Below are 26,426 nucleotides of genomic sequence, written 5' to 3'. Positions count from 1 at the left end.
TCATGCTGTCACCGAATGTCCGGCGCGCCACGTCCTGTGGCCGCGCGACCGGTACCGAGGGGGAACACCTCATGCGGGCGATCTGGAGCGGCGCCGTGTCGTTCGGGCTGGTCAGCGTCCCGATCAAGGTCTACTCGGCCACCTCCAACCACGACGTGCGGTTCCACCAGGTGCACGGTGAGGACGGCGGCCGGATCCGCTACAAGCGGACCTGCGAGGTGTGCGGCGAGGAGGTCTCCTACGCCGACATCGTCAAGGGCTTCGAGACGCCCGAGGGTGAGCTGATCACCCTCGACGAGAACGATCTCGCCTCCCTCCCGGTCGCCACCGGCCACGAGATCGACGTGATCGAGTTCGTGCCGAACGAGCAGATCGACCCGATGCTGTTCGACAAGAGCTACTACCTGGAGCCGGAGACCAAGGCCGCCAAGCCCTACGCGCTGCTGCGCGAGGCACTGAACGAGACCGACCGCACGGCCGTGGTGAAGGTGGCGCTGCGGCAGCGCGAGACGCTGGCGTTGCTGCGGGTGCGGGACAAGGCGATCGTCCTGCAGACCCTGATCTGGCCGGACGAGGTGCGCACGCCGGACTTCGACATCCTCGAGACCGACGTGGAGCTGCGGCCGCAGGAGCTGCAGATGGCGTCGTCGCTGGTCGAGAGCATGGGCGCGGACTTCGACGGGTCCGAGTTCCACGACGAGTACCGCGACGCGATGGTCGATCTCATCGAGGCCAAGAAGTCCGACGGCGACGCCCGGCCCGCGCCGGCCGCCGAACGTGCCGACGACGGCGCGGACTCCATGAGCGACCTGCTGTCCGCCCTGCAGGCGAGTGTGGACGCGGCCCGGACGACGGCAGGGACGAAGTCCGGTGGGTCCACGGGCGGGAAGAAGGAGACCGCGGCGACCGGCTCGGGATCGCGGAGCTCGTCGGGCACGAAGTCCTCCGGGTCCTCGACCCGCTCGCGCTCCCGGAAGAGCACCGAGGAGAAGGAGACCGCGGCGACCGGCACCGAGGGCGGCGGCACGAAGCCGGCCACCACGCGGCGCCGCTCGACCCGCAAGACCGCCTGAGCCGCTCAGGGCCCGAAGCTCGACTCCGGCGGTGCCTGGTCCTGCTGCAACGCCCCGAACAGCGCCGCCGACCGCTCCTGGTCCCAGCGCAGGTTCGACCCGCTGCTGCCGCCGATCGGCACCGTCGTCTGCACGCCGTCCCCGGTCGATACGCCCCGCATCCCCCAGGCCAGGCCGGCCAGGTGCCAGATGTGGTCGGTGTCGTCGACGGTGATCGTGTCCGTCACCGCCGACGCCAGCGGCACCATCCGGAACGGGTTGATCAGCGTGAGCGGGCTGGTCGCCTTGCTCAGCAGCGCCGAGAGGAACTCCCGCTGCCGCTGGACCCGGTCGAAGTCCGAGCCCGCCGTGGCCCGGGTGCGGACGTAGCCGAGCGCGGTACCGCCGTCGAGCTCCTGGCAGCCCTCCTGGATGTCCAGGCCGGCCTTCGGGTCCTCGATCGACTGCGGGATGCACATGTCGACCCCGCCGACCGCGTCGACCGCGCCGACGAAGCCGCCGAAGCCGACCTCGACGTAGTGGTCGACCTGCAGTCCGGTCGCGCCCTCGACGGTCTGCACGAGCAGCTGCGGGCCGCCGATCGCGAACGCCGCGTTGATCTTGTTCCGGCCCTGGCCCGGCACCGGGACGTAGGAGTCGCGCGGGAGCGAGACCAGCACGCTCCCCGAGCTGCCGGTGTGCAGCAGCATGATCGTGTCGGTGCGCTGGCCCGCGGCGTCGCCGGTGGCGAGGCGTTCCTCGTCCTCGGCGGAGAGGCCGTCGCGGCTGTCCGAGCCGACGATCAGGTAGTTCGTCCCGGACGACGACGCCTCCGACTCCGACGGCAGCGCCTCCACCCGGGTCATGTTCTGGTCCAGGTAGACGCCGAACCCGACGAACGCGACCAGCAGCACGACGAGCACGGCCTTCCAGCGGCCACGCATCGAGCCGCGCACCCGCCGCCAGTCGGGCAGTGTCGGGCCCTTGGTGACCCGGCCGTCCCGCGGGGCCTGCGACGCCGGGTGCACCGGCGGACCGGCGGGACCACCGCCTCCGCCCGCGGCACCGGCCGGGCGCGGCATCGCCCCGCCGGGCGGGACCGCGCCGCGCGGCGGCGGGTTCCCCGACCCGCGACCGGGCGGCGGCCTGCGCAGCGGACCGCCACCGCGTCCGGGCGGCGGGTCCGCCGGGCGCTGCGGCGGCGACGGCGGCGGCATCGGCCGGCCCCCGTGCCCGGGCAGCGGGCCGCGACCCGGCTGGTTCGCCCAGCCCGGGCTGCCACCGCGCCTCGGCGGCCGGCCGCCCGGCGGTGGCCCACCACCGCGCGGGGGCGGGCCGCGGAAGTCTCCGGGCATGCGCGCTCCACCGTCCCGGCCCCTCGGGGTGCGGGACCGTTCCCCGACGATACTGCCGATCGCCCCGCAGACGGGGGCGGCGGCCGATCCGTCCCCGTCCGGGCAGGATCGTCGGCGTGGATCACACCGCGCTGCCGCTGTTCGAGGACGACCTGCACGCCGACGGCGTCATCCGGGCGACGGCCATGGTGCGGCGCCCGGCGGACATGCCCGACACCGCCGTCCTGTGCTGGTTCCCCGAGGTCGTCGACGACCTCGGGGCCGGGGACGCCCGCGCGCTCACCGTGTGGCGCACCGAGCTGGGCCGGACCCCGGTCTGGCGCGCCCACGGCCCCGGCGGGCGGCCGGTCGCGGTGCTGCACCCGGGTGTCGGCGCACCGCTCGCGGCGATGTTCCTGGAGCACCTGGTGGCGACCGGGGTCCGCACCGTCGTCGGCGTCGGTGGTGCCGGTGCGCTGCTGCACGAGCTGACCCTGGGGCACGCCGTCGTCCTCGGCAGCGTGCTGCGCGACGAGGGCACCTCGTTCCGCTACCAGCCGCCGTCGCGGACCCTCGACGCCGATCCGGGCGGGATCGAGGTCCTCGGGCGCGTGCTCGACGACGCCGGCATCCCCCGGACCGTCGGCCGGTGCTGGACCACCGACGCCGTGTACCGGGAGACCCCGCAGCGCATCGAGCGGCGCCGCGCGGAGGGCTGCGCGGTGGTCGACATGGAGGCGTCCGCGCTGGTCGCGGCGGCCGCCCGGCTCGGCGTCGGGTACGGGCAGGTGTTCCTGGCCGCCGACTCGCTGGCCGGCCCGGAGTGGCAACACCGCGGTTGGACGACGGCGGCGCAGGCCAGGTCCGGCCTGTTCGGCCTGGCACTGGCCGCGGCCGAGCGGTGGGCCGGCGAGCGGGACCGGGCACCGGAGGGCCCCGGACGACCGGCCCAGCGGGCGGGCGGCGCCGTCGACCCATAGCGTCCGGACGATGCGCGTACTCCTGACCGGCGGTGCCGGTTTCATCGGCTCCCACGTCGCCGACCGCCTCACGGCCGACGGCCACGACGTCGTCCTGCTCGACGCGCTGCTCCCGCAGGCGCACGGCCCCGGCGCCGTGCCGGACGGCGACCACGAGCTCGTCCACGGCGACGTCCGCGACGCGGACCTCGTCCGGCGGCTGCTGTCCGGGGTGGACGCGGTCTGCCACCAGGCGGCGATGGTCGGGCACGGCGTCGACCCCTCGGACGCCCCGGACTACGCCGCACACAACGACCTCGGCACCGCGGTGCTGCTGGCGCAGATGCACGCGGCCGGGGTGCACCGGCTGGTGCTCGCCGGCTCGATGGTCGTCTACGGCGAGGGCCGCTACGACTGCCCGGACCACGGCGTCGTCCGGCCGGGACCGCGCGCGTTCGACGACATCGACGCAGGTCGGTACGAGCCGCGCTGCCCGGAGTGCGGCAAGGACCTCGAACCCGGGCTGGTCCCGGAGAGCGCCCCGGTCGACCCGCGCAGCACCTACGCCGCGACCAAGCTCGCCCAGGAGCACCTGGCGTCGGCGTGGGCCCGCCAGACCGGCGGCACCGTGTGGTCGCTGCGCTACCACAACGTCTACGGCCCCCGGATGCCCCGCGACACCCCGTACGCCGGGGTCGCCTCGATCTTCCGGTCCGCGCTGGAGCGCGGCGAGGCCCCGCGGGTGATGGAGGACGGGCGCCAGCGCCGGGACTTCGTGCACGTCAGCGACGTCGCGGCGGCCAACGCGGCCGCGCTGCTCGCCGATCCCGAACCGACCGGGTTCGGGGCGGCGAACGTGTGCTCCGGCGAGCCGCACACGATCGGCGACCTCGCCGCGGAGCTCGCCAGGGCGATGGGCGGGCCGGCGCCGGAGATCACCGGCGGGGCCCGGCCGGGCGACGTGCGGCACGTGGTCGCCGACCCGTCGTACGCGGCGTCGCGGCTCGGGTTCCGAGCGGCCACGTCGTTCGCCGACGGGGTCACGGCGTTCGCCACCGATCCGCTGCGGTCACCCGTCCGGGCGACGACCTAGATCTTTCACCGAACCGCGGGGCACCTCGTGTCCGAACACCCTTCCGTTCGGCGGGCACAACTGCGGCGGAGAGGTGAAGATCGCGACGTGTATCCGGAGATCGTTCTCCCGTGCCTGGACGAGGCCGAGGCGCTGCCCCACGTCCTGGACCGGATGCCGCACGACTGGCCGGTGATCGTCGTCGACAACGGGTCGACGGACGGCACCGCGGACGTCGCGCGCGCCCACGGCGCCCGGGTCGTCGTCGAGCCACGGCGCGGGTACGGCGCCGCCGTCCACGCCGGCCTGGAGGCGGCGACCGGCGAGCTCGTCGCGTTCCTCGACAGCGACGGCTCGCTCGACGCGGGCGCGCTCCCGGGGATGGCCGAGACGGTCGCCTCGGGCCGTGCCGACATCGCCGTCGGGCGGCGGGTGCCGGACTCCGCGAGCGTCTGGCCCTGGCATGCCCGCGCCGCCAACTCCGTGATCGCCGGGATGCTGCGTGGCCGGGGCGTGCCGGTGCACGACATCGCCCCGATCCGGGTCGCCCGCCGGCAGGCGCTGCTCGATCTCGACATCGCCGACCGCGCCTTCGGCTACCCCCTCGAACTGCTGCTCAAGGCGGGCCGCGCCGGCTGGCGGTTCGACGAGACCCCGGTGGCCTACTCACGGCGGGCCGGTGGCCGGTCGAAGGTGTCCGGCTCGGTGAAGGGCACCGCACGGGCCGGCCGCGACATGATCCGGTTGCTGCGATGAGCGCCCGGGTCACCACGGTCGTGCTGGCCAAGGCGCCGGTGCCGGGGCGGGCCAAGACCCGGCTCTGCCCACCGGCGACACCGGACCAGGCCGCGGCCCTCGCGTCCGCGGCACTGCTGGACACCCTCGACGCCGCGGCCGGTGTCCCGGGCGACACCGTCGTCGCGATCACCGGGTCCCGCGCCGACGCCGTCGGGGCGGCCGGGCTGCGCGCCGTCCTGGACCGGGTCGGCGTCGTCGAGCAGCGCGGGGACGGCCTGGCCGCCCGGATCGCCGCCGCGCACGCCGACGCCGCCGCGCCGCACCCGGGGCGCCCGACGCTGCAGATCGGCATGGACACCCCGCAGGCGTCGGCGGAGCTGCTCGCACGCTGCGCGGACCGGCTCGCCGAGCCCGGCGTCGACGCCGTGCTCGGGCCCGCCACCGACGGCGGCTGGTGGGTCCTGGGCCTGCACGACCCGGCCGCGGCGGCCCTGCTGGCCGGGGTCCCGATGTCGTGCGAGGAGACCGGCGCCCGCACTCTCGACGCGCTGCGGGCCGCCGGCCTCACGGTCGCCGTCGTCGACGCGCTGACCGACGTGGACACCGCGGACGAGGCCGTCGACGTCGCCCGCGGGATCCCGGGCAGCCGGTTCGCCGCGGTCGTCGACGAGCTCGCGGGGGTGCTCGCGGGCGGGCACGCCGGGGTGCTCGAGTGACGGCCCCGCCCCGCCGGGCAGGACTGCCCGGGTTCGACCGCCCGCTGGCCGGGACGCCGTCGTCGCTGATCTGCGACGACGGCACCGAGATCCCGCTCGACGTCGGCCGGTGGACCGAGCCCGCCGCCGGCTGCGACGCCTGGCTGCTGCGGCACTGCACCGGCCCCACGGTGGACCTCGGCTGCGGGCCGGGCCGGCTGCTCGTCGCGCTGGCCGCCCGCGGGATCGCCGCGATCGGCGTCGACGGGTCGGCCGTGTCGGCGGGGCACTGCCGGCACCGCGGCGTCCCGATGATCCACACCGATCTCTTCGGCCCGCTGCCCGGCGAGGGCGGCTGGGCGCACGTGCTGCTGGCCGACGGCAACGTCGGCATCGGCGGTGATCCCGCGGCGCTGCTGGCTCGCGCCGCACGGCTCCTCGCCCCGGGCAGGACCGTCCTGGTCGAGGTCGATCCGCGGCCCGGCCACGACTGGCACGGCACCGCGCGGGTGGCCTGCCCGGACGGCGCCGGCGATCCGATCCCGTGGGCCGTGCAGGGTGCCGTGACCCTGTCCGTCACCGCCGGGCGCGCCGGGCTGCGGGTCACCGACTGGCATCCCGGTGACCGGGTGTTCCTGGAGCTGACCGGGCCGTGAGCCGACGGGTGCTGCGCTGGCGGAGCCCGATCCGCGGACCGTGGCTGACGTCGATGTTCGCCCTGCCGCTGCTGGTGGGGCTGCCGGTCGTCGCGCTCACCGGGCTGCTGGACCGGCTCGCCTACGGGCGTTCCCAGGCGATCCCGGACGCCGACGCCGTCGGCGGGCTGCAGCTGCCCTGGTGGGAGTGGCCGGTCTCGCCGTCGTGGCTGTTCCGGCTGACCGAGGGCCTGCACGTCGTGCTGGGGATCGTGCTGGTGCCGATGGTGCTGGCCAAGCTGTGGTCGGTGATCCCGAAGCTGTTCACCGCGCCGCCGCGGAACCCGGTGCGGCTGCTGGAACGGCTGACCCTCGTCCCGCTGGTCGGGTCGATCCTCTTCCTGATCGTCACCGGGCTGCTCAACACCCAGTACGACTACGTCTTCGGCTTCTCCTTCTACGACGGGCACTACGCCGCCGCGTGGGTGTTCATGGCGTCGTTCGCGCTGCACGTCGTGCTGAAGCTGCCCACGGTGGTCCGGTCGTTGCGTTCCCGGTCGTTGCGCGCGGAGCTGCGGACCCCGCTCGCCGCGACCCGCCCGGAGGAGGGGCCGGACGAGCTCGTCGCGCCCGATCCCGACCCGCCGACCGTGTCCCGTCGCGGGGCGCTGGCGCTGGCCGGTGGAGGCATGCTGTTCGTCGCCGCGCTCACCGTCGGCCAGGTCACCGACCGGTTCCGCGCGACGGCGCTGCTGCTGCCCCGCGGACGCACCACCGATCCCGCCGCCACCGAGCGCGGCGGGCCGAACGACTTCCCGGTGAACCGCACGTTCGTCGCGTCCGGCATCGCCCCGGACGCCGTCGGTGACGGCTGGGCCCTGGAGCTGACCGGTGGCGACGCACCCGTCGTGCTGGACCGGGCCGCGCTCCTGGCGCTGCCGCAGCACACGGCCGAGCTGCCGATCGCCTGTGTCGAGGGCTGGTCGACCCTGCAGACCTGGACGGGGGTGCGGCTGGCCGACCTGGCCCGCGCGGCGGGCGTCCCGGGCCCCGGCGGCGCGACGGTCGGCTCCGTCGAGGCGGCGGGCCCCTTCACCCGGTCCGAGCTCGGCCGGGCCCAGGTGCTGGCCGGGGACTCGCTGCTGGCGCTGCGCGTGAACGGGGCCGACCTGTCCCGCGACCACGGCTTCCCGGCGCGGCTGATCGTCCCGGCGCTGCCCGGGGTGCACAACACCAAGTGGGTGGCGACGATCCGGTTCCGCCGTGGGTGAGCACCGCGCGGACCGGCGACGGGCGGGCCGCACCGCGCCGTCCGGTGGTGGGGCCCTGGGCAGCGCGGTGCGCGGCACCGGATGGCTGGTGCGGCTGCTCGCCGTCGTCGCCTCGCTCGCCCTCACCGGCTACGCGGTGCACGCGATCGTCGGGGACTCCCCCGCCCTGCTCCGCACGGCACTGTGGTTCGCCGGGGCGCTGGTCCTGCACGATCTGGTGCTGTTCCCGCTGTACGCGGCCGGTGACCGGCTGCTCCTGCTCGGCCTGCCCCGGACCCGGGTGCCGCTGGTCAACCACGTCCGGGTCCCGGTGCTGGGCTCCGGGCTCGCGCTGCTGATGTTCCTGCCCGGGATCCTCCGGCAGGGCACCGCCACCCACCTCGCCGCGACCGGGCTCGACCAGGAGCCCTACCGGATGCGGTGGGTGTGGCTGACGATCGCGCTGTTCGCCGTCTCCGCGCTGGTGTGGCTGGTGCGGACCCTCGTCGCGCACCGGCCGCGGGCGGACCGCGCCGCGCCCGGCAGGATCGGGCCATGAGCGAACCCGTCTTCGACGAGCGCAACCAGCTCGACACGGTCGCGGCCGGTCTGCTGGAGGGCGAGCGGATCCTCGCGGTGTACGACGCGGTGGCCGGCGGCACCGGGTTCCTCGGCCTCACCGACCTGCGGGTGGTGGTGCAGGACAACTCGTTCACCGGCAAGCGGACGGCGGTCACGTCGATCCCGTACTCGCGGATCAGCGCCGTCTCGTTCGTCACCGACCGGAACGCGCTGGGCCGGTTCGCGAGCGCGGGCGAGATCGCGGTGACGGTCGGCGCGCAGACCTGGGAGGTCGCGTTCCGGAGCGACGACCGGGCCCGGCACGCCCACGACGTCATCCTCTGGCACCTCACCCGGGCGTGACCGGGGGCACGCTCGGCGGCGGGCCCGCCCGGGCGGTTGCGACACTGGTCGCATGACCACCCCCGCCTCGTCGCCGAGCCCGCCCGACGCCGCGGCCCCGGCCGCGCCGGAGAGCACCGACGTCCTCGTGGTGGGGGCCGGGCCGGCCGGGTCGGCGGCCGCGGCCTGGGCCGCCCGGCACGGGCTCGACGTCGTGCTCGCCGACTCCGCGACGTTCCCCCGGGACAAGGCCTGCGGCGACGGATTGACACCGCGGGCGATCGCCGAGCTCGGCCGGCTCGGGCTCGGCGACTGGGTGGACACCCACGGCACGAACCGGGGGCTGCGGGCACACGGGTTCGGGCAGGTCCTGGAGCTGCCCTGGCCGGGCGGGTCGCTGCCGGCGCACGGTTCGGCGATCCCGCGGACCGAGCTGGACGCCGGGATCCGGCGGGCGGCGCTGGACGCGGGCGCGACGCCGATGGAGGGCGCCAAGGCGGTCGACGTGACGTTCGCCGGTGACCGGGTCGACACCGTCGTGTTCGACGACGGCCGGTCCGTCCGGTGCCGGCGCCTCGTCGTCGCCGACGGGGCGCGGTCCACCCTGGGCCGGGTGCTCGGCCGCGAGTGGCACCAGGACACCGCGTACGGCGTCGCCGCACGCGGCTACATCACCTCCGGCCGGCACGACGACCCGTGGATCAGCTCGCACCTGGAGCTCCGCGGCGAGGCCGACGAGGTCCTGGCCGGCTACGGCTGGCTGTTCCCGCTCAACGACGGCCGGGTCAACATCGGCGTCGGCACCCTCGCCACCGACCGGCGGCCGGCGAACCTGCGGCTGCGCAGCCTCATCGAGCACTACGCCGGCGCCCGCCGCGCGGACTGGGAGCTCGGCCCGAAGGTCGAGCTGGTCCGGTCCGCGCTGCTGCCGATGGGTGGTGCGGTGTCCGGTGTGGCCGGTCCGAACTGGGCGCTGATCGGTGACGCCGCGGGCTGCGTGAACCCGCTCAACGGCGAGGGGATCGACTACGGCCTGGAGACCGGCCGGTTGGTCGCCGAGCTGCTCGCCGCCGGTGCCGATCTCGATCGGGCCTGGCCCGCGACCCTGCGCTCGCACTACGGGCTGGCCTTCTCCATCGCCCGCCGGCTCGCCGGGCTGATCACGATCCCCCGGCTGCTCCCGCTGGCCGGGCCGGTCGGCATGCGCTCCCGGTCGCTGATGACGGTGGCGCTGCGGGTGATGGGGAACCTGGTGACCGACGAGGACCGCGACCTCACCGCCCGGGCCTGGCGGGCCGCCGGACGGCTGTCGGTGCGGTTCGACGACCGGCCGCCGTTCCCGGCCGCCGACCTGCGGGTCCCCGCGCCGGCCCGCTGAGACCGGGGTACGGCAGGATCACCGCCGTGACCACCGGTGGACCGACCGTCGTGCTCGTCCACGGCGCCGCGTGCAACTCGTCGTCGTGGACGGGGGTCGTCCGCGAGCTCGCGCTCCGCGGCGTCCGCACCCTCGCCGTGGACCTTCCCGGGCACGGCCCGGGCGCCCGCATCCCGCGTGGTCTGCTCGGCGGCCGCGACGCCGCGCTCGCCGCGACCGAGCCGAGCGGGATGGCCGGCGTCGGGACCGCCGACGACGTCGCGTCCGTCGCGGGTGTGCTGCGGCGGGCGAGGGAGCACGGGCCCGTGGTGCTCGTGGGGATCAGCCGGGGCGGGCTCACGCTGAACGCGGTCGCCAACGCGCACCCGGAGCTGGTGGACCGGCTCGTCTACGTCACCGCGCACTGCCCGGTCGCGGCGGGCGCCGGCGAGTACCACGCGAGCCCGGAGAACGCGGACAGCCTGTTGCACGACACCGCGGGCCTGATCGTCGCCGATCCCGGCGTGATCGGGGCGCTGCGGTTCGACTGGGGCACCGCCGATCCCGCGCTGCTCGACACCCTGCAGGCCGCGCTGCTCGCCGACGGGACCCGCGACGAGCTGCTCACCTACCTCCACGCACAGGACCCGGACGAGTCGGTCCTCATCGACGACGACCTGGTGCGCGCCGACGCGGCCACCTGGGGAACGATCCCGCGGCACTACGTCCGGCTCCCCGCCGACCGCGCCCTGCCGGTCGCGCTGCAGGACCGCTGGATCGCCGAGGCGGACGCCCTCACCCCGGACAACCGGTTCGTCGTGCACGACCTCGGCGCGACGCACATCGGTGCGCAGGTGCACCCCGGGCCGCTCGCGGACGTCCTGGAGGGGATCACGAGGCTCCACAACGGGTGATCGCGCCGATCGTGGCGCGCCGACCCGCCCCCGGTGCGGTGCGTGACGGTACGGTCGGCCGACTCTCCGCCACGCGGCGGACGGCCGGGCGCGGACCGGGCCGCGACACCGACCATCGGGAGGGCCCGTGCAGCGCGGGGACGATCCGGACCGCACCCGCCGGGCGGCGCCCGGGACGTGGCAGACCGGGAACCACCGCCGGGACGGCGCGCGCCGTGCCGACGACGACCCCGCCACCCGGCGGAACGCCCCGCCGCCGGCGGGCCCGCCACCACAGGGCCCCCCGCAGCAGGGGAACCCGCCCCAGGGCCGGTCCCCGCAGGGGCCGCCGCAGCAGGGCCCGCACCAGCCGGGACCGCCGCCGCAGGGCGCACCGCAGGACCCCACCCGCCGGACGCCGCCGCCGGACGCGACCCGCCGGGTCGGCCCGCCACCGCCACCCGGTGCGCCCCCGCCCGGGCACGGTGACCCGGCCACGGCACGGCACGGCGGCCCGCCGCCCGACGGCACCCGCCGGATGGGCCCGCCCCCGACCGCCGCCTACGGCGCACCCCGGCAGCACCGCCCGGACGCGACCCGGATGATGCCCGCGCCCGTCACCGAGCCGGAGCTGCTCGGCGGGCGCTACCGCCTGGAGGGCCTCCTCGGCCAGGGCGGCATGGCCGACGTCCACCGCGCCACCGACACCCGGCTCAACCGGCCGGTCGCCGTCAAGATCTTCGGTGCGGCCGACGACCCGACCGCCGACCAGCGCTTCGAGCAGGAGGCGCAGGTCATGGCGAACCTGCGGCACCCCGGCCTGGTCGCGGTGCACGACTTCGCCGTCGAGCCGGACCGCGCCTACCTGGTGATGGAGCTCGTCGACGGGCCGTCGCTCAAGGACGTCGTCGCCCGCGAGGACCTGCCGCCCGACGACATCCGCCGGATCGGCACCGAGATCGCGCAGACCCTCGCCTACGTCCACGGCCAGGGCGTGACGCACCGGGACGTGAAGCCGTCCAACGTGCTGATCGACTCCGACGGCCGCGCCCGGCTGGCCGACTTCGGCATCGCCGCGCTGCTGGGCGCGGACGGCCACACCGCGGCCGGGGAGATCATCGGGACGCCCGCGTACCTCTCGCCGGAGCAGGTGCAGGGCCGCGAGGTCGGCCCGCCGACCGACGTCTACGCGCTCGGGCTGGTGCTGCTGGAGTCCTGGACCGGGCGGCAGGAGTACCAGGGCGAGGGGCTGCAGGGCGCCGCGGAGCGGGTGCACCGTGCCCCGGTCGTGCCCGCGGACGTCCCGGACCCGCTGCGGTCGACGATCGCCGAGGCCACCGCCACCGACCCGCGCCGGCGGCCGGACGCCCACCGGGTCGCCGAGATGCTCGCCGGACCCACCCCGGCGCCGGTGGCCCCGGAACCCGAGCCGGAGCCCGAGCAGCGGGACCTGGGCTCGTCCGGGGCCGGGAAGTGGATCGCGATCGGCGCGTTCGTCGTCGCGCTCCTCGTGCTGCTCATCGGGTTCCTGCTCTTCGGCGGGGCCGGCTCGGACACCCAGGCCCCGCCGACGACGGAGTCCAGCGCGCCCCCCACGACGGAGAGCAGCGAGCAGACCAGCGAGGCGCCGACGTCGGAGGACGGCGGGGGCGGGTTCCCGCTGCCGTCGCTGCCGTCGAACCTGCCCACCGAGCTGCCGTCGCTGCCCTCGAACCTGCCGGACCCCGGCCAGATCGGGGAGGACGCGCAGGGCTTCTGGGACACCGTCTCGGGCTGGTGGTCACGGTTCACCGGCGGAGGGAACTGATCCGCGCGGCGTGACGGTGCCGACCCGGGGCGGCGTGCACCGGCGGGCATCGGGGACCATCGTGGGTGGAGCGCGGGCCGCAGCTCAGGACGCGGCTCGCCGGTGACACCTGCGGAGGACCTCGGTGAGCGCGAGCACGGAGCCGACCACCCCCACCGGGGCCGGCCCGCGACCGGACGGAGCGGGCCCGGATCCTGCGGTCGGCCCGCCGGTCCGGCGTGACCGCCGGTCGTCGCTCACCGCGCTGACGCTCGTCCTCGCCGCGGCCTGCGCCGGGCTCGCCGTCGCCGTGTCCCTCGGCGACGACGGGTTCTGGCAGCTGAGCGGCCTGCCCGTCCCGGCCCCCGGGGTGAAGGCCGCGACGGTCGCGGCGAAGGTGCTCGCCGTCGCCGCCACGGCGCTGGCCGCCGGATCGCTGCTGGTCGGCGGGCTGCTCGCGGCCCCGCAGGAGTCCGGGACCGTCGACGTGCACGGCTACCGGGCGGTCCGCCGCGGCACCCTCGCCGCCGGTGCCGCCGGGGTGCTCGCGATCGGCGCCGCCTGGCTGTCGGTCGCCGACATGATCGGCACCGCGCCGTCCGAGCTGGCCTCGGCCGGGCCGGTCGGCTGGCTGGGCGCGGCCGCGACGCTCGAGGAGCCGCTGGGCTGGGCGCTGGCCGGTGTCGTCCTGCTGCTGGTCACCGCCGGTGCCGCCTGGACGCTGAGCTGGAAGGCGGTCGCCGCGCTCGGCGCGATCGCCGCGGCCGCTGTCGCGCTGCCGGCCGCGGTGCACCCGGCCGCGACCGGCACCGCGCACGACTGGAGCGGCGACGCGAACGTGCTGCGCGCCGTCGCGGGTGTCGCCTGGCTGGGCATCGTGGCCGCGCTCGTCGCGCACCGCACGCACGGTGGGGCGCTCGGTGGGCGGACCGGGGCGCGGGCCCGCGGCCTGCTGCTCGTGACGGGCGTCGTGTACCTGGTGGGCGAGGTCGTCCTCCAGCTGGTGGTGACGACCGGTGGCCCGCTGTCCGGGTCGGCGTACGTGCGCACCGCCGTCGTCGTGGCGCTGCTGCTGGTGGCGCTGGTGCCCGTCACCGCCCTGATCGGGGCTGGCCTGCGCGACGACCCCGGCGGGCGCGCGACGGGCCGGTGGCTCCCGGTCGGGGCGGTGCTCGGCGCGCTGGTGGCGACGCTGGGGGTCGCGGGCATCCGGCTCGTCCCGCCGCGGTTCACCGGCGCCGGGGCGACCGCGCTGGAGACGCTGATCGGCTGGGACATCGAGCAGCCCTTCACCGCGCTGACGCTGCTCACCCACTGGCGCTGGAACCTGCTGTTCGGTACCGGCGCGGTGCTGCTGGCGGTGCTGTACGCGATCGGCGTGCACCGGCTCGCCGGCCGTGGCGTGCGCTGGCCGGTCGGGCGCACCTGGGCGTGGATGCTGGGCTGCGCGACGCTGCTGCTGGCGACGTCGTCCGGGCTGGGCTTCTACTCACCGTCCATGTTCAGCGTCCACATGATCAGCCACATGACGCTGAACATGCTCGCGCCGATCCTGCTCAGCCTGGGCGGGGCGGTCACGCTGGCGCTGCGCGTGCTGCGCCCGGCCGGCCGCGGCAACCCGCCCGGCCCGCGGGAGTGGCTGCTCGCCGGCGTCCACTCCCGGATCGCGCGGGTGCTGACCCACCCGGCGTGCGCCGCGGTGCTGTTCGTCGGCTCGTTCTACGTCCTGTACTTCACCCCGCTGTTCGACGACGCCCTGCGGTTCCACTGGTCGCACCAGCTGATGAACCTGCACTTCGTGCTGGTCGGGTACCTGTTCTTCTGGCCGCTGATCGGCGTCGACTCGGCGCCGCACCGGCTGCCGCACCTGGGCAGGCTCGCCGTGATGCTGGCGACGATGCCGTTCCACGCGTTCTTCGGGATCGCGGTGATGAGCTCGTCGGAGGTGCTCGGCCGCAACTTCTACGCCCAGGTCGGGCTGCCGTGGATCGATCTGCTCGCCGACCAGAAGGTCGGTGGCGGCATCGCCTGGGCGACGGGCGAGATCCCGATGCTGCTGGTGATGGTGACGCTGGTGGTGCAGTGGTCCCGGGACGACTCCCGGGAGGCGGCCCGCAAGGACCGGCAGGCCGAACGGGACGACGACGCCGAGCTGCGCGCCTACAACGAGATGCTGTCGAAGCTGCGCCAGGGCGGCTGAGGGCGCGGGTCAGCCCGCCTCGGCGACCGCCTTGAGCCGGGACAGGCCGCGCTCGAAGTCGCCGCCCATCAGCCGGTCCATCGGCACGACCCTGCCGACGACGACGGCGGCCAGCCCGGTCTGCTCCCCCGTCATCCGCCAGGTCACGTCGGTGGCACCGGCGCCGTCACCGGTGGGCGCCAGCAGGAACGTCGACGTGCTGGTGCTGCGGAACGGCTTCTCGAAGGTCACGAGGATGTCGATCCGGTCGTCGGCGACGCCGGTGACCTCCATGGTGCCGCGGCCCGCCTTGCGGTTGCCCGACCAGGCGTAGCGGGCTCCGACGCCCTGCTCCGGACCGGAGTGCTCCCGCTCCAGGGCGGGATCGAGGCCCTCCCACGGCGACCACGCCCGCCACTCGCGGAGGTCGGCGACGAGCCGGTGGACCCGCTCGGCCGGGGCGCCGACCACGACCCGCCGCTGGACGGTGTAGCTGCTCATGGCGGAACCGTAGGGCTCCGCGGTTTCCCCGACCAGTGTCGCGGGTCGCGGAGGATCAGGCGGGGGCCTCGACGTAGGACTCCTCGTCGGCGACCGGGTCGCGCCGGCCGCCGAGCGTCTCGTCCGCCCAGCTCGCGGCCCGGCGCAGGCGCAGGCTGTTCGTCACCACCAGGAACGACGACACGGCCATCGCCGCGCCGGCCAGCAGCGGGTTGAGCAGCCCCGCCATCGCGACCGGGATCGCCGCGACGTTGTAACCGAACGCCCACCACAGGTTGCCGCGGATCGTGCCCATCGTGGCCCTGGCGAGCTCGACGGTCGCCGGGAGCACCCGCAGGTCGTCGCGGACGAGCACGACGTCGGCGGCCTCCAGCGCGACGTCCGTGCCCGAGCCGACCGCGACGCCGAGGTCCGCGGTGGCGAGCGCGGCGGCGTCGTTCACGCCGTCGCCGACCATCGCGACCGTGTGGCCCTGCTCCTGCAGCGCGCGGACGTGGTCGACCTTGCCGTCGGGCAGTGCCCCGGCGACGACCTCGGTGATCCCGCAGGCCGCGGCGACGGCGTGCGCCGCGGCGGGCCGGTCGCCGGTCAGCAGGACCGGGCGCAGGCCCGCGGCGACCAGCTCGGCGACCGCGACGGGTGCCGACTCCTTGACCGGGTCGGACAGCGCGACCAAGCCGGCGAGCTCCCCCGGGTCGGGCCCGTCGGCCTCCCCGACGTGCACCGCGACGACGGTGTGCCCGGCCGCCTCCCAGCCGGCCAGCCGGTCGGCGAGCCCACCGGCGTCGGCCGGGGGACGGCCGACCGTCACGGTGACGCCGTCGACGGTGCCCCGGGCGCCGAGCCCGGGCAGCGCGGCGAAGTCGTCGAGCGCGGGCACGCTCAGCCCGAGGTCGGCGGCCCGGGTGCGGATCGCGGCGGCGATGGCGTGCTCGGAACCGGACTCCACGGCCGCCGCCCGGGCGAGCAGCTCGTCCGCACCGGTCCCGGCGGCCGTCGCGACGTCGGCGACGGTCATCCGGCCGGTGGTCAGGGTCCCGGTCTTGTCCAGCACGACGGTGTCGGCGGCCCGGGTCGTCTCCAGCGCCCGGTAGCCCTTCACGAAGATGCCCAGCTCGGCACCGCGCCCGGTGGCCACCATCAGCGCGGTCGGGGTCGCCAGGCCGAGCGCACACGGACAGGCGATGATCACGACGGCGATCGCGGGCCCCAGCGAGCCCGCCCAGCCGGCGCCCGCGAGGAGCCACCCGCCCAGCGTCAGCAGCGCCAGCCCGAGCACCACCGGCACGAACACCGACGACACCCGGTCCACCAGCCGCTGGGTCGCGGACTTCTCGGTCTGCGCCCGCTCGACGGCGGCGATCATCCGGGCCAGCCGGGTGTCGGCGCCGACCTGCTCCGCGACGACCACCAGCCGTCCGCCCGAGGGGATCGTGCCGCCGGTGACGGCGTCGCCGGGGCCGACCTCGACCGGCACCGGCTCCCCGGTCATCGCGCTCGTGTCGACGGCCGCCCGCCCGGTCTCCACGACGCCGTCGGCGGCGATGCGCGCACCCGGCCGGACGAGGAAACGGTCGCCGGCGCGCAGCCGTCCGACCGGGACGGTCGTCTCCGTCCCGTCGACGAGGACGGTGACCTCGTCGGACTCGAGCGTGGCCAGCGAGCGCATCACCCGGCCCGCGGTGCGCCGCGCCCGCGCCTCGAAGTAGCGCCCGGCCAGCACGAACGTCGTGACGCCCGCCGCGACCTCCAGGTACAGCGGCCCGGACGGGTGCAGCACCGCGTCCCACCCGGTCAACGTGGTCCGCGTGTCGGTGACGGCCATCTCCCCCAGCGACCACACCGACGCCAAGATGACGCCCAGCGAGACGAGGGTGTCCATCGACGTCGTGCCGTGCCGCAGGTTCGTGAACGCGGTCCGGTGGAACGGCCACGCCGCCCAGCCGACGACCGGCAGCGCGAGCGCGACCACCACCCACTGCCAGAACGGGAACCGCAGCGTCGGGACCAGCGACATCGCCAGCGACAGGTCCGCGAGCGGGATGAACAGGACGAGCGCGACGGCCATCCGCGTCCGCAGCCTGCGGAGCGCGGTGTCGTCGGAGGTCGCGGCGTCGCCGGTGTCGCCGGAGGCGGGGCGCAGCTCGGTGGCCCCGTAGCCCGCCTTGCGCACCGTCTCGACCAGCGTCTCGACGGGCGTGCCCGGCGGGTGCTCGACGACCGCACGCTCGGTCGCGAGGTTGACGGTCGCGCGGACGCCGTCGAGCTTGCCGAGCTTGCGCTCCACCCGCCCGACGCAGGCGGCGCAGGTCATGCCGTCGATCCGCAGCTCGACCGTTCGGACGTCGCTGTCGGTACTCACGTCTCCATGGTTCTACACGAAGTCAAACAACGCCCACCCGGGCTCGTGACCACCCACCCCGGGGCGGCGACCGGACCGGCGAGGGGTACAAGGGTGGGGTGACCAGGATGCGCGAGGAGGACCGATGATGGCCGGGAAGCGGAAGGCTCCGCCGTCGAAGAACCCGCTCACCGCGAAACGGGGTCCGTCGCAGGCCACGGTGATCGGCACCGTCGTCGTCGCGTTCGCGGCCGTCGTCGGGTTCGGGGTGTTCTGGAACAACCAGCCCACGGACGTCGTCGTCCCGCAGAACGCGACCGCGCAGGGGATCTCCACCGGCAACGCCGCGGCCGCCAAGAAGATCGACATCTACCTCGACTTCCAGTGCCCGGCGTGCAAGCAGTTCCAGCAGCTCTCCGGGTCGACGGTCGACGAGCTGCGCGACTCCGGGCAGGCCGAGGTCATCTACCACCCCATCGCGATCCTGGACAACACCTCACCGGACCGCTTCTCCTCCCGCTCGGCCGCCGCGGCGGGCTGCGTCGCCGAGGCCGGGGCCTTCCCGCAGTGGGAGAAGCTGATGTACGAGAACCAGCCCTGGGAGGGCGACGCGGGCCTGACGACGGCACAGATGGCCCAGCTGGCGCAGCAGGCCGGCGCGCAGGGCGACGTCACCTCGTGCATCGAGGACGAGCGGTTCGAGCCGTGGGCCCAGAGCATCACCCAGCAGGCGTTCCAGGCCGAGGTGCAGAGCACCCCGACCGTGAAGGTCGACGGGCAGACGATCGACAACCCGGTGCCCGACGCCCTGAAGCAGGCCGTCGCGAGCTGATCCCGGCGGTTCAGCCGGTCGACTCCAGCAGCCCGGCCAGGTGGTCGAGGGCGGCGGCCGCGCCGTCGCCCTCGGCCCGCAGCGTCACCCGGTGCCCGTGCCCGGCACCGAGCGTCAGCACGGACAGGACGCTGGTCGCGTCGACCGGCTCCCCGCCGTCGAGGGCGATCGTCACCGGCAGGCCGGTGTCCTTCGCCGCCCGCGCGAAGACGGCGGCGGGGCGGGCGTGCAGTCCCACCTCCGACGCGACGACGGCGGTGCGCTCGGCGTTCACGGTGTCTCCCCCTCGGTCCGGCCCGGCCGCGCCGGGGTCCCCGCGCCGTCCGGCTCCTCCGGTTCCTCCCGGCCCGGCGTCCGCAGGTTCCAGCGCCGGATCACGAACCGGAACAGGACGTAGTAGACCACCGCGTACCCGAGCCCGATCGGTATCAGCAGCAGCGGCTGCGTCGCCTGCCCGAAGTTGAGCACGTAGTCGATCGCGCCGGCGGAGAACGTGAAGCCGTCGTGGATGCCGAGCGCGTTGACCAGCATGTGCGAGGTGCCGGTGAGCACCGCGTGGATCACGTACAGCGGCCAGGCGACGAAGACGAACGCGAACTCCAGCGGCTCGGTGATGCCGGTGACGAACGCGGTCAGCGCCACCGACAGCATGATCCCGCCGGTGACCTTCCGGTTCGCCGGGCGCGCCTCGTGCCAGATCGCCAGCGCCGCTGCGGGCAGCGCGAACATCATGATCGGGAAGAAGCCCGTCATGAAGATGCCGGCGTCCGGGTCGCCGGCGAAGAACCGGTTGAGGTCGCCGCGGGCGCCGTCGTAGTCGCCGATGACGAACCAGACGACCGAGTTCAGGATGTGGTGCAGGCCCAGCGGGATCAGCATGCGGTTGGCGAAGCCGTAGATCCCGCCGCCGATCACGGCGTTCGCCGTGATCGCCTGGCCGAGCGCGGTGAGGCCGGCGTCGAACAGCGGGTAGAGCAGGCCGAGCCCGGCCGCCAGCAGCATGACGACGACCGCGGTCAGGATCGGCACGAACCGCCGCCCGCCGAAGAACGCCAGGTAGGTGGGGAGCTTGATCCGGTGGTAGCGCTGCCAGAGGACGGCGGCGATCAGCCCGACCAGGATGCCGCCGAGTACGCCGTAGTCGATCAGCTCCTGGGCGCCGTCCGGGTCGAGCCTGCCGGGCAGCACCAGCGGGCTCATCGCCTCGAACACGCCCTGCAGCACCAGGTACCCGACGACGGCCGCGAGCGCCGTCGAGCCGTCCGCGCGCTTCGCCCAGCCGATCGCGATCCCGACGGCGAAGATCAGTCCGAGGTTGTCGAACAGCGCCGACCCGGCGGCGCCGATCACGGTCGCGACCGTGGACATCGACTCGAACCGGCCCAGGAGGTCGTCCTGGCCGAGGCGGTTGAGCAGTCCCGCCGCGGGGAGCGCCGCGATCGGGAGCATGAGGCTGCGGCCGAGGCGTTGCAGCCCGGCGAGTCCGCGCCGGTTCTCGGCGGAGGTGGCGGTCATCGTTAACCTCGGGGTCGGGAACCGGGGATCTCCGGAACCTTTCGCTGTACACCGATGGGTGTCAACGACTGAGCTGTTCGGAGGTGTTCGCGATGGCGGACGACACGGCGGCGGCGATCCTCGCCGGACTCGGCGGCGCGGCGAACGTCGCGGAGGTCGAGGGGCGCATCACCCGGTTGCGCACCGAGGTGCACGACGCGGCGCTCGTCGACCGGGAGGCGCTGACGAAGCTCTCGCACGGCGTCGTCGTGTCCGGGACGGTCGTGCAGGTCGTCGTCGGACCGCAGGCGGACATGATCGCCGACGACATCGCGGACCTGCTGTGACCGTGCGGGTCACGGCCCCGCTGGCCGGGCGGGTCGCGCCGCTGTCCACGGTCCCCGACTCGGTGTTCGCCGAGCAGATGCCCGGGTCGGGCGTGGCGATCGAGCCCGCCGCCGGCCGGCTCGACGTCGTCGCCCCGATCCCGGGGTCGATCGCGAAGCTCCACCCGCACGCGTTCGTCGTCGTCGGCGACGACGGCGCCGGGGTCCTCGTGCACCTCGGGATCGACACCGTGGAGCTCGGCGGGGCGGCGTTCGAGGTGCACGCCGCCGAGGGCGACGCGGTCGCGGCCGGGGACACCGTCGTCACGATGGACGCCGATCTCGTCCGCGAGCGCGGGCTGCCCGCCGTGTGCCCGGTCGTCCTCATGGAGTCCGAACCCGACGGCACCGCCGAGCACGCCGCCGGGGAGGTCCGCCCCGGCGACCCGCTGTTCACCTGGGACGGCTGAGCCCCGCGCAGTACGCTGGCTCCCGGGGGCCGGACGCGAGGAGATCGGGAGTCACCGTGGCGAACGGTCCGGTCGTCATCCGCAAGCGGCTCGGCCGGGCGCTGAAGCAGCTGCGCGTGCAACGCCGGCGCCGGCTCGGCGAGATCGCGACGCTGCTGGAGATCTCCGCCTCGAAGCTGTCCCGGATCGAGACCGGGCAGGTCGAGATCAAGTTCCGCGACGTCCACGACCTGCTCGACGTCTACGAGGCACCGGCCGCGGACCGCGACCGCATCCTGGACTGGGCGAACCGGGCCCGGTCCCCGGCGTGGTGGGAGCCGCTCGGGCCGTCGTCGTCCGGGGTGGACCTCGACCTGCTGATCTCGCACGAGACCGAGGCGCGGGCCAAACGGACCTACTGCGTCCCGGTCGCCGGGCTCCTGCAGACCGAGGACTACGCCCGCCTGCTCCTGAACCGGGTGTTCGACGGCCGCGCACCGGACGAGATCGAGCGCCTGGTGCGCCTCCGCACCGGCCGCCGGCACGTGATCGACCCCGGCCGGTCCGACGCGCCGCCGCTGGAGCTGCACGTGCTGATGGACGAGGTGGCGCTGCACCGCTGCGCGGACCCCGAGGTGCTGCGGGGCCAGGTCGCCGCGCTGCTGGAGCGGGCGGCCCAGCCCAACGTCACGCTGCAGATCGTCCCGTTCCGGGCCGGCTGGACCACCGCCACGAGCACGTTCTCGATCTTCGATCCGCGCGAGCCGTCGGTCGACCGGCGCGTGGTCAACGTCGAGGGCACCGGCAGCGACACCTTCGTCGACGACCCGCAGGCCGTCGCGGGGTACGAGGACGTGTGGACCGAGCTGCTCGGCGTGGCGCTCTCCGAACGGGACAGCGCCGCGGTGCTCACCGACGCGCTCGGCCGGTGACCGGCACGGTCAGCCGCGCAGGGTGTCCAGGTCGAACTCGCCGTTCTTGACGCCCTGCACGAAGGCGGTCCACTCGTCGTCGGTGAAGGACACCTCGCCCGCGGCGCGGTCCGTGGCGCGCACCAGCACCCCGCCCTCGGGCGCCGCGACCTCAACGCACTCGCCGCGGACGCAGAAGGAGCTGGTGACGTAGCGGATCTCGGACACGCGGGCCTCGTTCTCGGTCGTGGAGCGGCAGGCCGGGAAGCGTGCCGACACCCGCCCAACGACGTCCGGGGCGCCGGGGAACGCCCGGGGTCAGCCCTCGGCCGCGACCTCGCTCGGCGTCGCCGCGGCCCGGGTCTCGGCCCGCCGGATCAGGACGATCCCGCCGAGGATCAGCAGGCCGCCGAGCAGCTGCATGAGCGTCGGCTCCTGGGCCACGAGCAGCCAGGCGGCGAGCACACCGAACAGGACCTCGGACAGCCCGACGAACGACGCGACCCGGGTGTCGAGGCGACGGATCGCGAGGATCCCGGTCACATAGGGCAGGGCCGTGGCCAGCACCACGAGCATCCCGAGCAGCAGCGGCCAGCCCAGCTGCGCACCGCCGAGCTCGCCCGCCGGGGCACCGACCTCCCAGGGGGTGATCCCGGCGAGCCCGGTGAGGGTGAGCGACACGGCGCCGACCAGCATCCCGCCCGAGATCATCAGCAGCGGCGGGACCTGCCCCTCGGCGTCGCCGCCGGGCAGGGCGAAGTACACGCAGACGCAGACCGCGGACGCCAGGCCCCAGAGGATCCCGACGACGTCGACCTGTTGCGGCCCGAACGGGTCGACGACGAACACCAGCCCGGCCAGCGCGACGACGCAGCCCGCGAGGGTGACCGCCGACGGCGTCCGCCGGGTCGTCACCCAGGTCCAGCCGACCAGCAGCACCGGGGCGAGGAACTCCAGCAGCAGCGCCACCCCCACCGAGAGGTGCTGCAGCGCGTGGAAGAAGCACAGCTGGACCCCGGCCACGGCGAACAGGCCGAAGACCACGATCTTCCGGGCGGACGGGCCGTCCAGCGGGTGCCGGCGGACCAGCACGACCGCCACCGGCAGCAGCAGCACCGCGGCCCCCGCGATGCGCATCAGCGTGGTGAGGCCCGGCGACCAGCCCGCCTCCAGGAACGACGCCCCGAGCGGGCCGGAGAAGCCGTACGCGGCCGCCGAGACCAGCGCCCACGCGAGTCCGCGGACCACGTGGTCCCGTGTCACGACCGAAGTACTCATAGACTCCTGACACTAGGAACGGACGATGTCAGGGGTCAACATGGAATTCGCCCATGACACGCAGGTCGTGCTGGCGGCGGCCGCGTCGCTGGTGAACACCGCTCTCGACCGGCCCGACGTGCTCGGCGACCCGGTCTCCTTCGAGGCGTGGATGGCCGAGCAGCCCTACACCGGCGACCGGGCGCGCACCGGCGCCGAGCGGGCCGCGGTCCGCGCGCTGCGGGAGCGCCTGACCGCGCTGTGGCCGGCCCCCGGCGAGGACGAGGGCCCGGACCGGGACGGCACGGTGGCGCTGGTCAACGCGATCCTCGACGAGACCGACGCCCGCCCCCACCTGGCCCGCCACGACGGCTGGGACTGGCACCTGCACGTGACCCCGCCGCACGCGCCGCTGGCCGACCGGATGGGTGCCGAGATCGCGATGTCGGTGGTCGACCTCGTCCGCGGCGACGACCTGTCCCGGCTCCGGCGCTGCGCGGGCGAGGACTGCGACGCCGTGCTCGTCGACCTGTCCCGCAACCGGTCGAAGCGGTTCTGCGACACCGGCAACTGCGCCAACCGCGCGCACGTCGCCGCCTACCGGGCACGGCGCGCCCGCGCCGCGGGCTGACCCGGCCCGGCGGATCCGGCGCGGGCCTCAGACCTGCGCGTCGAGGTGCTCCGCGAGCAGGGCGTCCACCTCGGCGGGGCGCTCGTAGTTGAGCAGGTGCGCCGAGTCGGGGACCTCGGCGTAGCGGGCGCCGGGGATGCCGTCGGCGATCTCCCGCAGGCACGACGGCGGCGTGGCCGGGTCGTCCGCACCGGCGACCACCAGCGCGGGGACGGCCACCGCCCCGAGCTCGTCCCGGATGTCGAACGCGCCGATCGCGGCACAGCAGGCGGCGTAGCCCCCGGGCTTCGCGGCCCGCAGCATGTCGAGCAGCCGCGTCTCCCCCGCCGGGTCCCGGCGGGCCCAGTCCTCGACGTACCAGGTGCCCGGCCGCGAGGCGACCATCGCCTCCGTCCCCTGCTCGCGCACGGTCGCGGCGCGCTGCGGCCACGAGTCGGGGTTCGGGAAGCGGGCCGCGGTGGCCAGGACCGCGATGCTGCGGACCCGCTCGCCGCCGTGCACGCCCAGCCACTGCCCGACGGCGCCGCCGATCGAGACGCCGACGTAGTGGAACGCGGTGACACCCGCCGCCTCGGCGGCGGCCAGCGCGCCCGCCGCGAGGTCGGCGATCGTGAGGTCGCCGTCGGCGTCCGGCGACCCGCCGTGCCCCGGGAGGTCGAACCGCACACAGCGGTACCGGTCGGACAGCGCGGCCACCTGGGCGTCGAACAGGTGCAGGTCGGTGCCCAGCGACGGGCCGAACAGCACCGCGGGTGCATCGGCCGGGCCGTCGACGACGTGGTGGAGATCCAGTGCCATGGGCCCATCCTGCCCGCCGCGCACCCGTTCGTCCGCTGCACGGGGCGGCCCGGATTCGTAAGGTCTGGACTCGGACGCGCCACCGCTGCCGCTGCTGGGAGGACCACGATGGCCGAGCTCGAGACGTTCCGGATGCTGATCGACGGGAAGGCCACCGGCGCCGCGTCCGGGGCCACCTTCGAGACCGGGAACCCCTACACCGGTGAGCCCTGGGCGACCGTCCCGGACGGCGGCCCGGACGACGTCGACGCCGCCGTCGCGGCCGCCCGCTCCGCGCTGGACGGCGAGTGGGGCGCGATGACGCCGTTCGCCCGCGCGGCGTGCCTGCGCCGGCTCGGCGACCTGGTCGCCGAGAACGCCGAGGCGCTGGCCCGCACCGAGGTGAACGACTCCGGCAAGCTCTACCGGGAGATGATCGGCCAGCTCACCGGGCTGGGCGGCTGGTACCACTACTTCGCCGGGATCGCCCCGACGATCGAGGGCCGCCAGATCCCGTCGCCGAACCCGAACTACCTGGTGTACACGCGCAAGGAGCCGGTCGGCGTCGTCGCGGCGATCACCCCGTGGAACTCGCCGCTGCTGCTGATGACCTGGAAGCTCGCTCCGGCGCTGGCCGCGGGCTGCACGGTCGTGGTCAAGCCGTCCGAGCACTCGCCGGCGTCGACGCTGCGGTTCGCCGAGCTGATCGAGCAGGCCGGGATCCCCGCGGGCGTCGTGAACGTCGTGTCCACGAACGACCGGGACACCGCCGCGCACCTGGCCGCGCACCCCGGCGTCGACAAGGTCGCCTTCACCGGGTCGACGGCGACCGGCCGCGCGGTCGCGAGGGCGGCCGCCGGGAACATCGCCAAGGTCACCCTGGAGCTGGGCGGGAAGTCGCCGCAGGTCGTGTTCCCGGACGCCGATCTCGCCGCTGCCGCGAACGGGATCATCGCGGGCGTCTTCGCCGCGACCGGGCAGACCTGCATGGCGGGCTCGCGCCTGATCGTGCACGCCGACGTGCACGACGAGCTGGTCCGGCTGATCGCCGAGCGCGCCGCGACGATCCGGCTCGGCGACCCGAACGCCGAGGACACCGAGATGGGACCGGTCGCGAACGCCCCGCAGTACGAGAAGGTCCTCGGCTTCCTGGAGACGGCCCGCGCGGAGGGCAACACGATCGCCTGCGGCGGCGCACCGGACGCCGGTCTGGGCGGCTACTTCGTGCAGCCGACGGTCGTCACCGGGGTCACGCCGGAGTCCACCCTTTTCCGGGAGGAGGTGTTCGGGCCGGTGCTCGCCGCGCTGACCTTCACCGACGAGGACGAGGCTGTGGCACTCGCCAACGACACCCCGTACGGGCTGGCCGGTGCGGTGTGGACGAAGGACGTGCACCGCGCGCACCGGGTCGCAGGCCGGATCCGGGCCGGATCGGTGTGGATCAACGCGTACCGGGTGGTGGCGCCGAGCGTGCCGTTCGGCGGGTTCGGACAGTCCGGGCTGGGCCGGGAGAACGGCGTGCACGCCGTCGACGAGTACCTGGAGGAGAAGGCCGTCTGGGTGGAGCTGTCCGGCGGGACCCGGGACCCCTTCACCCTGGGCTGACGCCCGGATACCCACTCCGGGCCATGCCCGGGACGGCCTGTTGCCGACACAGTCTCACCGCGGGACGTTCTGGGCCACCGTCGTCCGACGGGTCACCGGGCCTCCTCCCAGCCGAGCCGGTCGAGCCAGCGTTCGCCGTCGTGGTCGCGACGGCGGGGGCGGCCCGGCCGGTCGTGGGTGGGTCCGGACGTCGGGTCGGGCGAGGAGATGGGGAGCCTCCGAGGGGTAGGGGTCCCGCCGTGCCCGGGGTCGAGGTCCCGGGCACGGCGGGTCTTGCACCGGCACGCGGACGACGACGGCGCCGTCCAGGGGAACGGGCCGTCCGGCGGCGGGGAGCATCGCCGGGGGGAATGTCGTCGGCCGCGGGCCGGGGTCAGGGGGAGTTGCCGCGGTGCAGGTGGCAGGGACGCTACGAGGTGTGGGGTCCGGTTTCCCACCGTCTGAGACGG

At 75.2% G+C, this 26,426-nt stretch carries 27 protein-coding genes; 19 read left to right on the top strand and 8 right to left on the bottom strand.

All coding sequences use genetic code 11. The annotated features are described in order from the left end of the window. The first annotated feature begins 2 nt into the window (after nucleotides 1-2). The gene (locus Ae150APs1_RS23925; protein ID WP_249266464.1) at nucleotides 3-1,073 is read left to right on the top strand and encodes a Ku protein; all 1,071 of its coding nucleotides are present in this window, start codon (nucleotides 3-5) and stop codon (nucleotides 1,071-1,073) included. Nucleotides 1,074-1,078: 5 nt separating this feature from the next. Here Ae150APs1_RS23925 and Ae150APs1_RS23920 read toward each other — a convergent pair whose 3' ends face one another. After that, a complete protein-coding gene (locus Ae150APs1_RS23920) occupies nucleotides 1,079-2,407 on the bottom strand; it encodes an LCP family protein (protein WP_083680335.1) in 1,329 nt (442 codons plus the stop codon). A gap of 116 nt (nucleotides 2,408-2,523) precedes the next feature. Here Ae150APs1_RS23920 and Ae150APs1_RS23915 point away from each other — a divergent pair, with 116 nt between their 5' ends. From Ae150APs1_RS23915 to Ae150APs1_RS23860, 12 genes are all read left to right on the top strand, one after another. Continuing rightward, on the top strand, nucleotides 2,524-3,366 hold the full coding sequence (locus Ae150APs1_RS23915) for a nucleoside phosphorylase (protein ID WP_075300443.1): 843 nt from the start codon (nucleotides 2,524-2,526) through the stop codon (nucleotides 3,364-3,366). 10 nt (nucleotides 3,367-3,376) lie between these two features. Beyond that, nucleotides 3,377-4,438 carry an NAD-dependent epimerase/dehydratase family protein gene (locus Ae150APs1_RS23910; RefSeq protein WP_010233050.1) on the top strand — a complete coding sequence of 354 codons (1,062 nt, stop codon included), beginning with the start codon at nucleotides 3,377-3,379 and terminating at the stop codon, nucleotides 4,436-4,438. 87 nt (nucleotides 4,439-4,525) lie between these two features. After that, nucleotides 4,526-5,173: a glycosyltransferase family 2 protein gene (locus tag Ae150APs1_RS23905; RefSeq protein ID WP_075300441.1), complete on the top strand. Its 648-nt coding sequence runs from the start codon at nucleotides 4,526-4,528 to the stop codon at nucleotides 5,171-5,173. Then, the gene (locus Ae150APs1_RS23900; RefSeq protein WP_075300439.1) at nucleotides 5,170-5,871 is read left to right on the top strand and encodes a DUF2064 domain-containing protein; all 702 of its coding nucleotides are present in this window, start codon (nucleotides 5,170-5,172) and stop codon (nucleotides 5,869-5,871) included. Before Ae150APs1_RS23905 ends, Ae150APs1_RS23900 begins: the two co-directional genes overlap by 4 nt. After that, a complete protein-coding gene (locus Ae150APs1_RS23895; RefSeq protein WP_139317041.1) occupies nucleotides 5,868-6,506 on the top strand; it encodes a class I SAM-dependent methyltransferase in 639 nt (212 codons plus the stop codon). Before Ae150APs1_RS23900 ends, Ae150APs1_RS23895 begins: the two co-directional genes overlap by 4 nt. Then, nucleotides 6,503-7,756, top strand: a complete 1,254-nt coding sequence (locus Ae150APs1_RS23890) for a molybdopterin-dependent oxidoreductase (protein ID WP_033200250.1) — start codon at nucleotides 6,503-6,505, stop codon at nucleotides 7,754-7,756. Before Ae150APs1_RS23895 ends, Ae150APs1_RS23890 begins: the two co-directional genes overlap by 4 nt. Continuing rightward, the gene (locus Ae150APs1_RS30640; RefSeq protein ID WP_083680334.1) at nucleotides 7,749-8,294 is read left to right on the top strand and encodes a hypothetical protein; all 546 of its coding nucleotides are present in this window, start codon (nucleotides 7,749-7,751) and stop codon (nucleotides 8,292-8,294) included. The genes Ae150APs1_RS23890 and Ae150APs1_RS30640 overlap by 8 nt, the downstream gene beginning before the upstream one ends. Then, complete coding sequence (locus Ae150APs1_RS23880; protein WP_060574266.1) at nucleotides 8,291-8,659, top strand: PH domain-containing protein; 369 nt, start codon at nucleotides 8,291-8,293, stop codon at nucleotides 8,657-8,659. The genes Ae150APs1_RS30640 and Ae150APs1_RS23880 overlap by 4 nt, the downstream gene beginning before the upstream one ends. 52 nt (nucleotides 8,660-8,711) lie before the next feature. Beyond that, the gene (locus Ae150APs1_RS23875; RefSeq protein ID WP_075300437.1) at nucleotides 8,712-10,016 is read left to right on the top strand and encodes a geranylgeranyl reductase family protein; all 1,305 of its coding nucleotides are present in this window, start codon (nucleotides 8,712-8,714) and stop codon (nucleotides 10,014-10,016) included. 26 nt (nucleotides 10,017-10,042) lie between these two features. Then, on the top strand, nucleotides 10,043-10,909 hold the full coding sequence (locus tag Ae150APs1_RS23870; RefSeq protein ID WP_075300435.1) for an alpha/beta hydrolase: 867 nt from the start codon (nucleotides 10,043-10,045) through the stop codon (nucleotides 10,907-10,909). Between the two features lie 127 nt (nucleotides 10,910-11,036). Continuing rightward, nucleotides 11,037-12,695 carry a serine/threonine-protein kinase gene (locus Ae150APs1_RS23865; protein WP_075300433.1) on the top strand — a complete coding sequence of 553 codons (1,659 nt, stop codon included), beginning with the start codon at nucleotides 11,037-11,039 and terminating at the stop codon, nucleotides 12,693-12,695. Nucleotides 12,696-12,819: 124 nt separating this feature from the next. Then, entirely contained in the window at nucleotides 12,820-14,874 is a 2,055-nt protein-coding gene (locus Ae150APs1_RS23860) for a cytochrome c oxidase assembly protein (protein ID WP_083680333.1), read from the top strand. Nucleotides 14,875-14,883: 9 nt separating this feature from the next. Here Ae150APs1_RS23860 and Ae150APs1_RS23855 read toward each other — a convergent pair whose 3' ends face one another. Continuing rightward, nucleotides 14,884-15,354 carry an SRPBCC family protein gene (locus Ae150APs1_RS23855; RefSeq protein WP_075300431.1) on the bottom strand — a complete coding sequence of 157 codons (471 nt, stop codon included), beginning with the start codon at nucleotides 15,352-15,354 and terminating at the stop codon, nucleotides 14,884-14,886. A gap of 55 nt (nucleotides 15,355-15,409) precedes the next feature. After that, nucleotides 15,410-17,716, bottom strand: a complete 2,307-nt coding sequence (locus Ae150APs1_RS23850; RefSeq protein ID WP_075300429.1) for a heavy metal translocating P-type ATPase — start codon at nucleotides 17,714-17,716, stop codon at nucleotides 15,410-15,412. Nucleotides 17,717-17,843: 127 nt separating this feature from the next. Here Ae150APs1_RS23850 and Ae150APs1_RS23845 point away from each other — a divergent pair, with 127 nt between their 5' ends. Continuing rightward, a complete protein-coding gene (locus Ae150APs1_RS23845; RefSeq protein WP_170918124.1) occupies nucleotides 17,844-18,527 on the top strand; it encodes a thioredoxin domain-containing protein in 684 nt (227 codons plus the stop codon). A 10-nt stretch (nucleotides 18,528-18,537) separates the two neighbouring features. On the opposite strand, the gene Ae150APs1_RS23840 is transcribed toward Ae150APs1_RS23845, so the two are convergent. After that, the gene (locus Ae150APs1_RS23840) at nucleotides 18,538-18,801 is read right to left on the bottom strand and encodes an HPr family phosphocarrier protein (protein WP_010226564.1); all 264 of its coding nucleotides are present in this window, start codon (nucleotides 18,799-18,801) and stop codon (nucleotides 18,538-18,540) included. Beyond that, complete coding sequence (locus tag Ae150APs1_RS23835) at nucleotides 18,798-20,042, bottom strand: PTS transporter subunit EIIC (protein WP_010226562.1); 1,245 nt, start codon at nucleotides 20,040-20,042, stop codon at nucleotides 18,798-18,800. Before Ae150APs1_RS23835 ends, Ae150APs1_RS23840 begins: the two co-directional genes overlap by 4 nt. A gap of 92 nt (nucleotides 20,043-20,134) precedes the next feature. On the opposite strand from Ae150APs1_RS23835, the gene Ae150APs1_RS23830 reads away from it, so the two are divergent. From Ae150APs1_RS23830 to Ae150APs1_RS23820, 3 genes are read left to right on the top strand one after another with little or no spacing between them, the layout of a single operon-like run. Further along, on the top strand, nucleotides 20,135-20,368 hold the full coding sequence (locus tag Ae150APs1_RS23830; protein WP_075302510.1) for a PTS transporter subunit EIIB: 234 nt from the start codon (nucleotides 20,135-20,137) through the stop codon (nucleotides 20,366-20,368). Next, nucleotides 20,365-20,817, top strand: a complete 453-nt coding sequence (locus Ae150APs1_RS23825) for a PTS glucose transporter subunit IIA (protein WP_075300425.1) — start codon at nucleotides 20,365-20,367, stop codon at nucleotides 20,815-20,817. Before Ae150APs1_RS23830 ends, Ae150APs1_RS23825 begins: the two co-directional genes overlap by 4 nt. Nucleotides 20,818-20,873: 56 nt before the next feature. Continuing rightward, on the top strand, nucleotides 20,874-21,728 hold the full coding sequence (locus Ae150APs1_RS23820) for a helix-turn-helix transcriptional regulator (RefSeq protein WP_075300423.1): 855 nt from the start codon (nucleotides 20,874-20,876) through the stop codon (nucleotides 21,726-21,728). Nucleotides 21,729-21,737: 9 nt separating this feature from the next. On the opposite strand, the gene Ae150APs1_RS23815 is transcribed toward Ae150APs1_RS23820, so the two are convergent. After that, entirely contained in the window at nucleotides 21,738-21,986 is a 249-nt protein-coding gene (locus Ae150APs1_RS23815) for a DUF397 domain-containing protein (RefSeq protein WP_010226554.1), read from the bottom strand. A gap of 39 nt (nucleotides 21,987-22,025) precedes the next feature. After that, on the bottom strand, nucleotides 22,026-22,970 hold the full coding sequence (locus Ae150APs1_RS23810; RefSeq protein WP_075300421.1) for an EamA family transporter: 945 nt from the start codon (nucleotides 22,968-22,970) through the stop codon (nucleotides 22,026-22,028). 55 nt (nucleotides 22,971-23,025) lie between these two features. Here Ae150APs1_RS23810 and Ae150APs1_RS23805 point away from each other — a divergent pair, with 55 nt between their 5' ends. After that, complete coding sequence (locus Ae150APs1_RS23805) at nucleotides 23,026-23,595, top strand: CGNR zinc finger domain-containing protein (protein WP_060574274.1); 570 nt, start codon at nucleotides 23,026-23,028, stop codon at nucleotides 23,593-23,595. 27 nt (nucleotides 23,596-23,622) lie between these two features. On the opposite strand, the gene pcaD is transcribed toward Ae150APs1_RS23805, so the two are convergent. Next, entirely contained in the window at nucleotides 23,623-24,393 is a 771-nt protein-coding gene (pcaD, locus tag Ae150APs1_RS23800) for a 3-oxoadipate enol-lactonase (RefSeq protein ID WP_075300419.1), read from the bottom strand. Between the two features lie 108 nt (nucleotides 24,394-24,501). On the opposite strand from pcaD, the gene Ae150APs1_RS23795 reads away from it, so the two are divergent. Further along, nucleotides 24,502-25,977 (top strand): aldehyde dehydrogenase, encoded by a 1,476-nt coding sequence (locus Ae150APs1_RS23795; RefSeq protein WP_075300417.1) that lies wholly within the window; start codon nucleotides 24,502-24,504, stop codon nucleotides 25,975-25,977. Nucleotides 25,978-26,426 lie beyond the last annotated feature (449 nt).

This window comes from Pseudonocardia sp. Ae150A_Ps1 (assembly GCF_001932315.1).
In the GTDB taxonomy this organism is placed as follows: domain Bacteria; phylum Actinomycetota; class Actinomycetes; order Mycobacteriales; family Pseudonocardiaceae; genus Pseudonocardia.
Note: the sequence above shows the minus strand (reverse complement) of the source record. Positions and strands in the feature narration are given on the sequence as shown.

Coding starts and splice junctions, on each gene's coding strand:
- Ae150APs1_RS23900 (WP_075300439.1), top strand. CDS start 5,170: ATGAGCGCCCGGGTCACCACGGTCGTGCTGGCCAAGGCGCCGGTGCCG.
- Ae150APs1_RS23805 (WP_060574274.1), top strand. CDS start 23,026: ATGGAATTCGCCCATGACACGCAGGTCGTGCTGGCGGCGGCCGCGTCG.
- Ae150APs1_RS23880 (WP_060574266.1), top strand. CDS start 8,291: ATGAGCGAACCCGTCTTCGACGAGCGCAACCAGCTCGACACGGTCGCG.
- Ae150APs1_RS23855 (WP_075300431.1), bottom strand. CDS start 15,354: ATGAGCAGCTACACCGTCCAGCGGCGGGTCGTGGTCGGCGCCCCGGCC.
- Ae150APs1_RS23910 (WP_010233050.1), top strand. CDS start 3,377: ATGCGCGTACTCCTGACCGGCGGTGCCGGTTTCATCGGCTCCCACGTC.
- Ae150APs1_RS23845 (WP_170918124.1), top strand. CDS start 17,844: ATGGCCGGGAAGCGGAAGGCTCCGCCGTCGAAGAACCCGCTCACCGCG.
- Ae150APs1_RS23835 (WP_010226562.1), bottom strand. CDS start 20,042: ATGACCGCCACCTCCGCCGAGAACCGGCGCGGACTCGCCGGGCTGCAA.
- Ae150APs1_RS23875 (WP_075300437.1), top strand. CDS start 8,712: ATGACCACCCCCGCCTCGTCGCCGAGCCCGCCCGACGCCGCGGCCCCG.
- Ae150APs1_RS23925 (WP_249266464.1), top strand. CDS start 3: ATGCTGTCACCGAATGTCCGGCGCGCCACGTCCTGTGGCCGCGCGACC.
- Ae150APs1_RS23795 (WP_075300417.1), top strand. CDS start 24,502: ATGGCCGAGCTCGAGACGTTCCGGATGCTGATCGACGGGAAGGCCACC.
- pcaD (WP_075300419.1), bottom strand. CDS start 24,393: ATGGCACTGGATCTCCACCACGTCGTCGACGGCCCGGCCGATGCACCC.
- Ae150APs1_RS23830 (WP_075302510.1), top strand. CDS start 20,135: ATGGCGGACGACACGGCGGCGGCGATCCTCGCCGGACTCGGCGGCGCG.
- Ae150APs1_RS23920 (WP_083680335.1), bottom strand. CDS start 2,407: ATGCCCGGAGACTTCCGCGGCCCGCCCCCGCGCGGTGGTGGGCCACCG.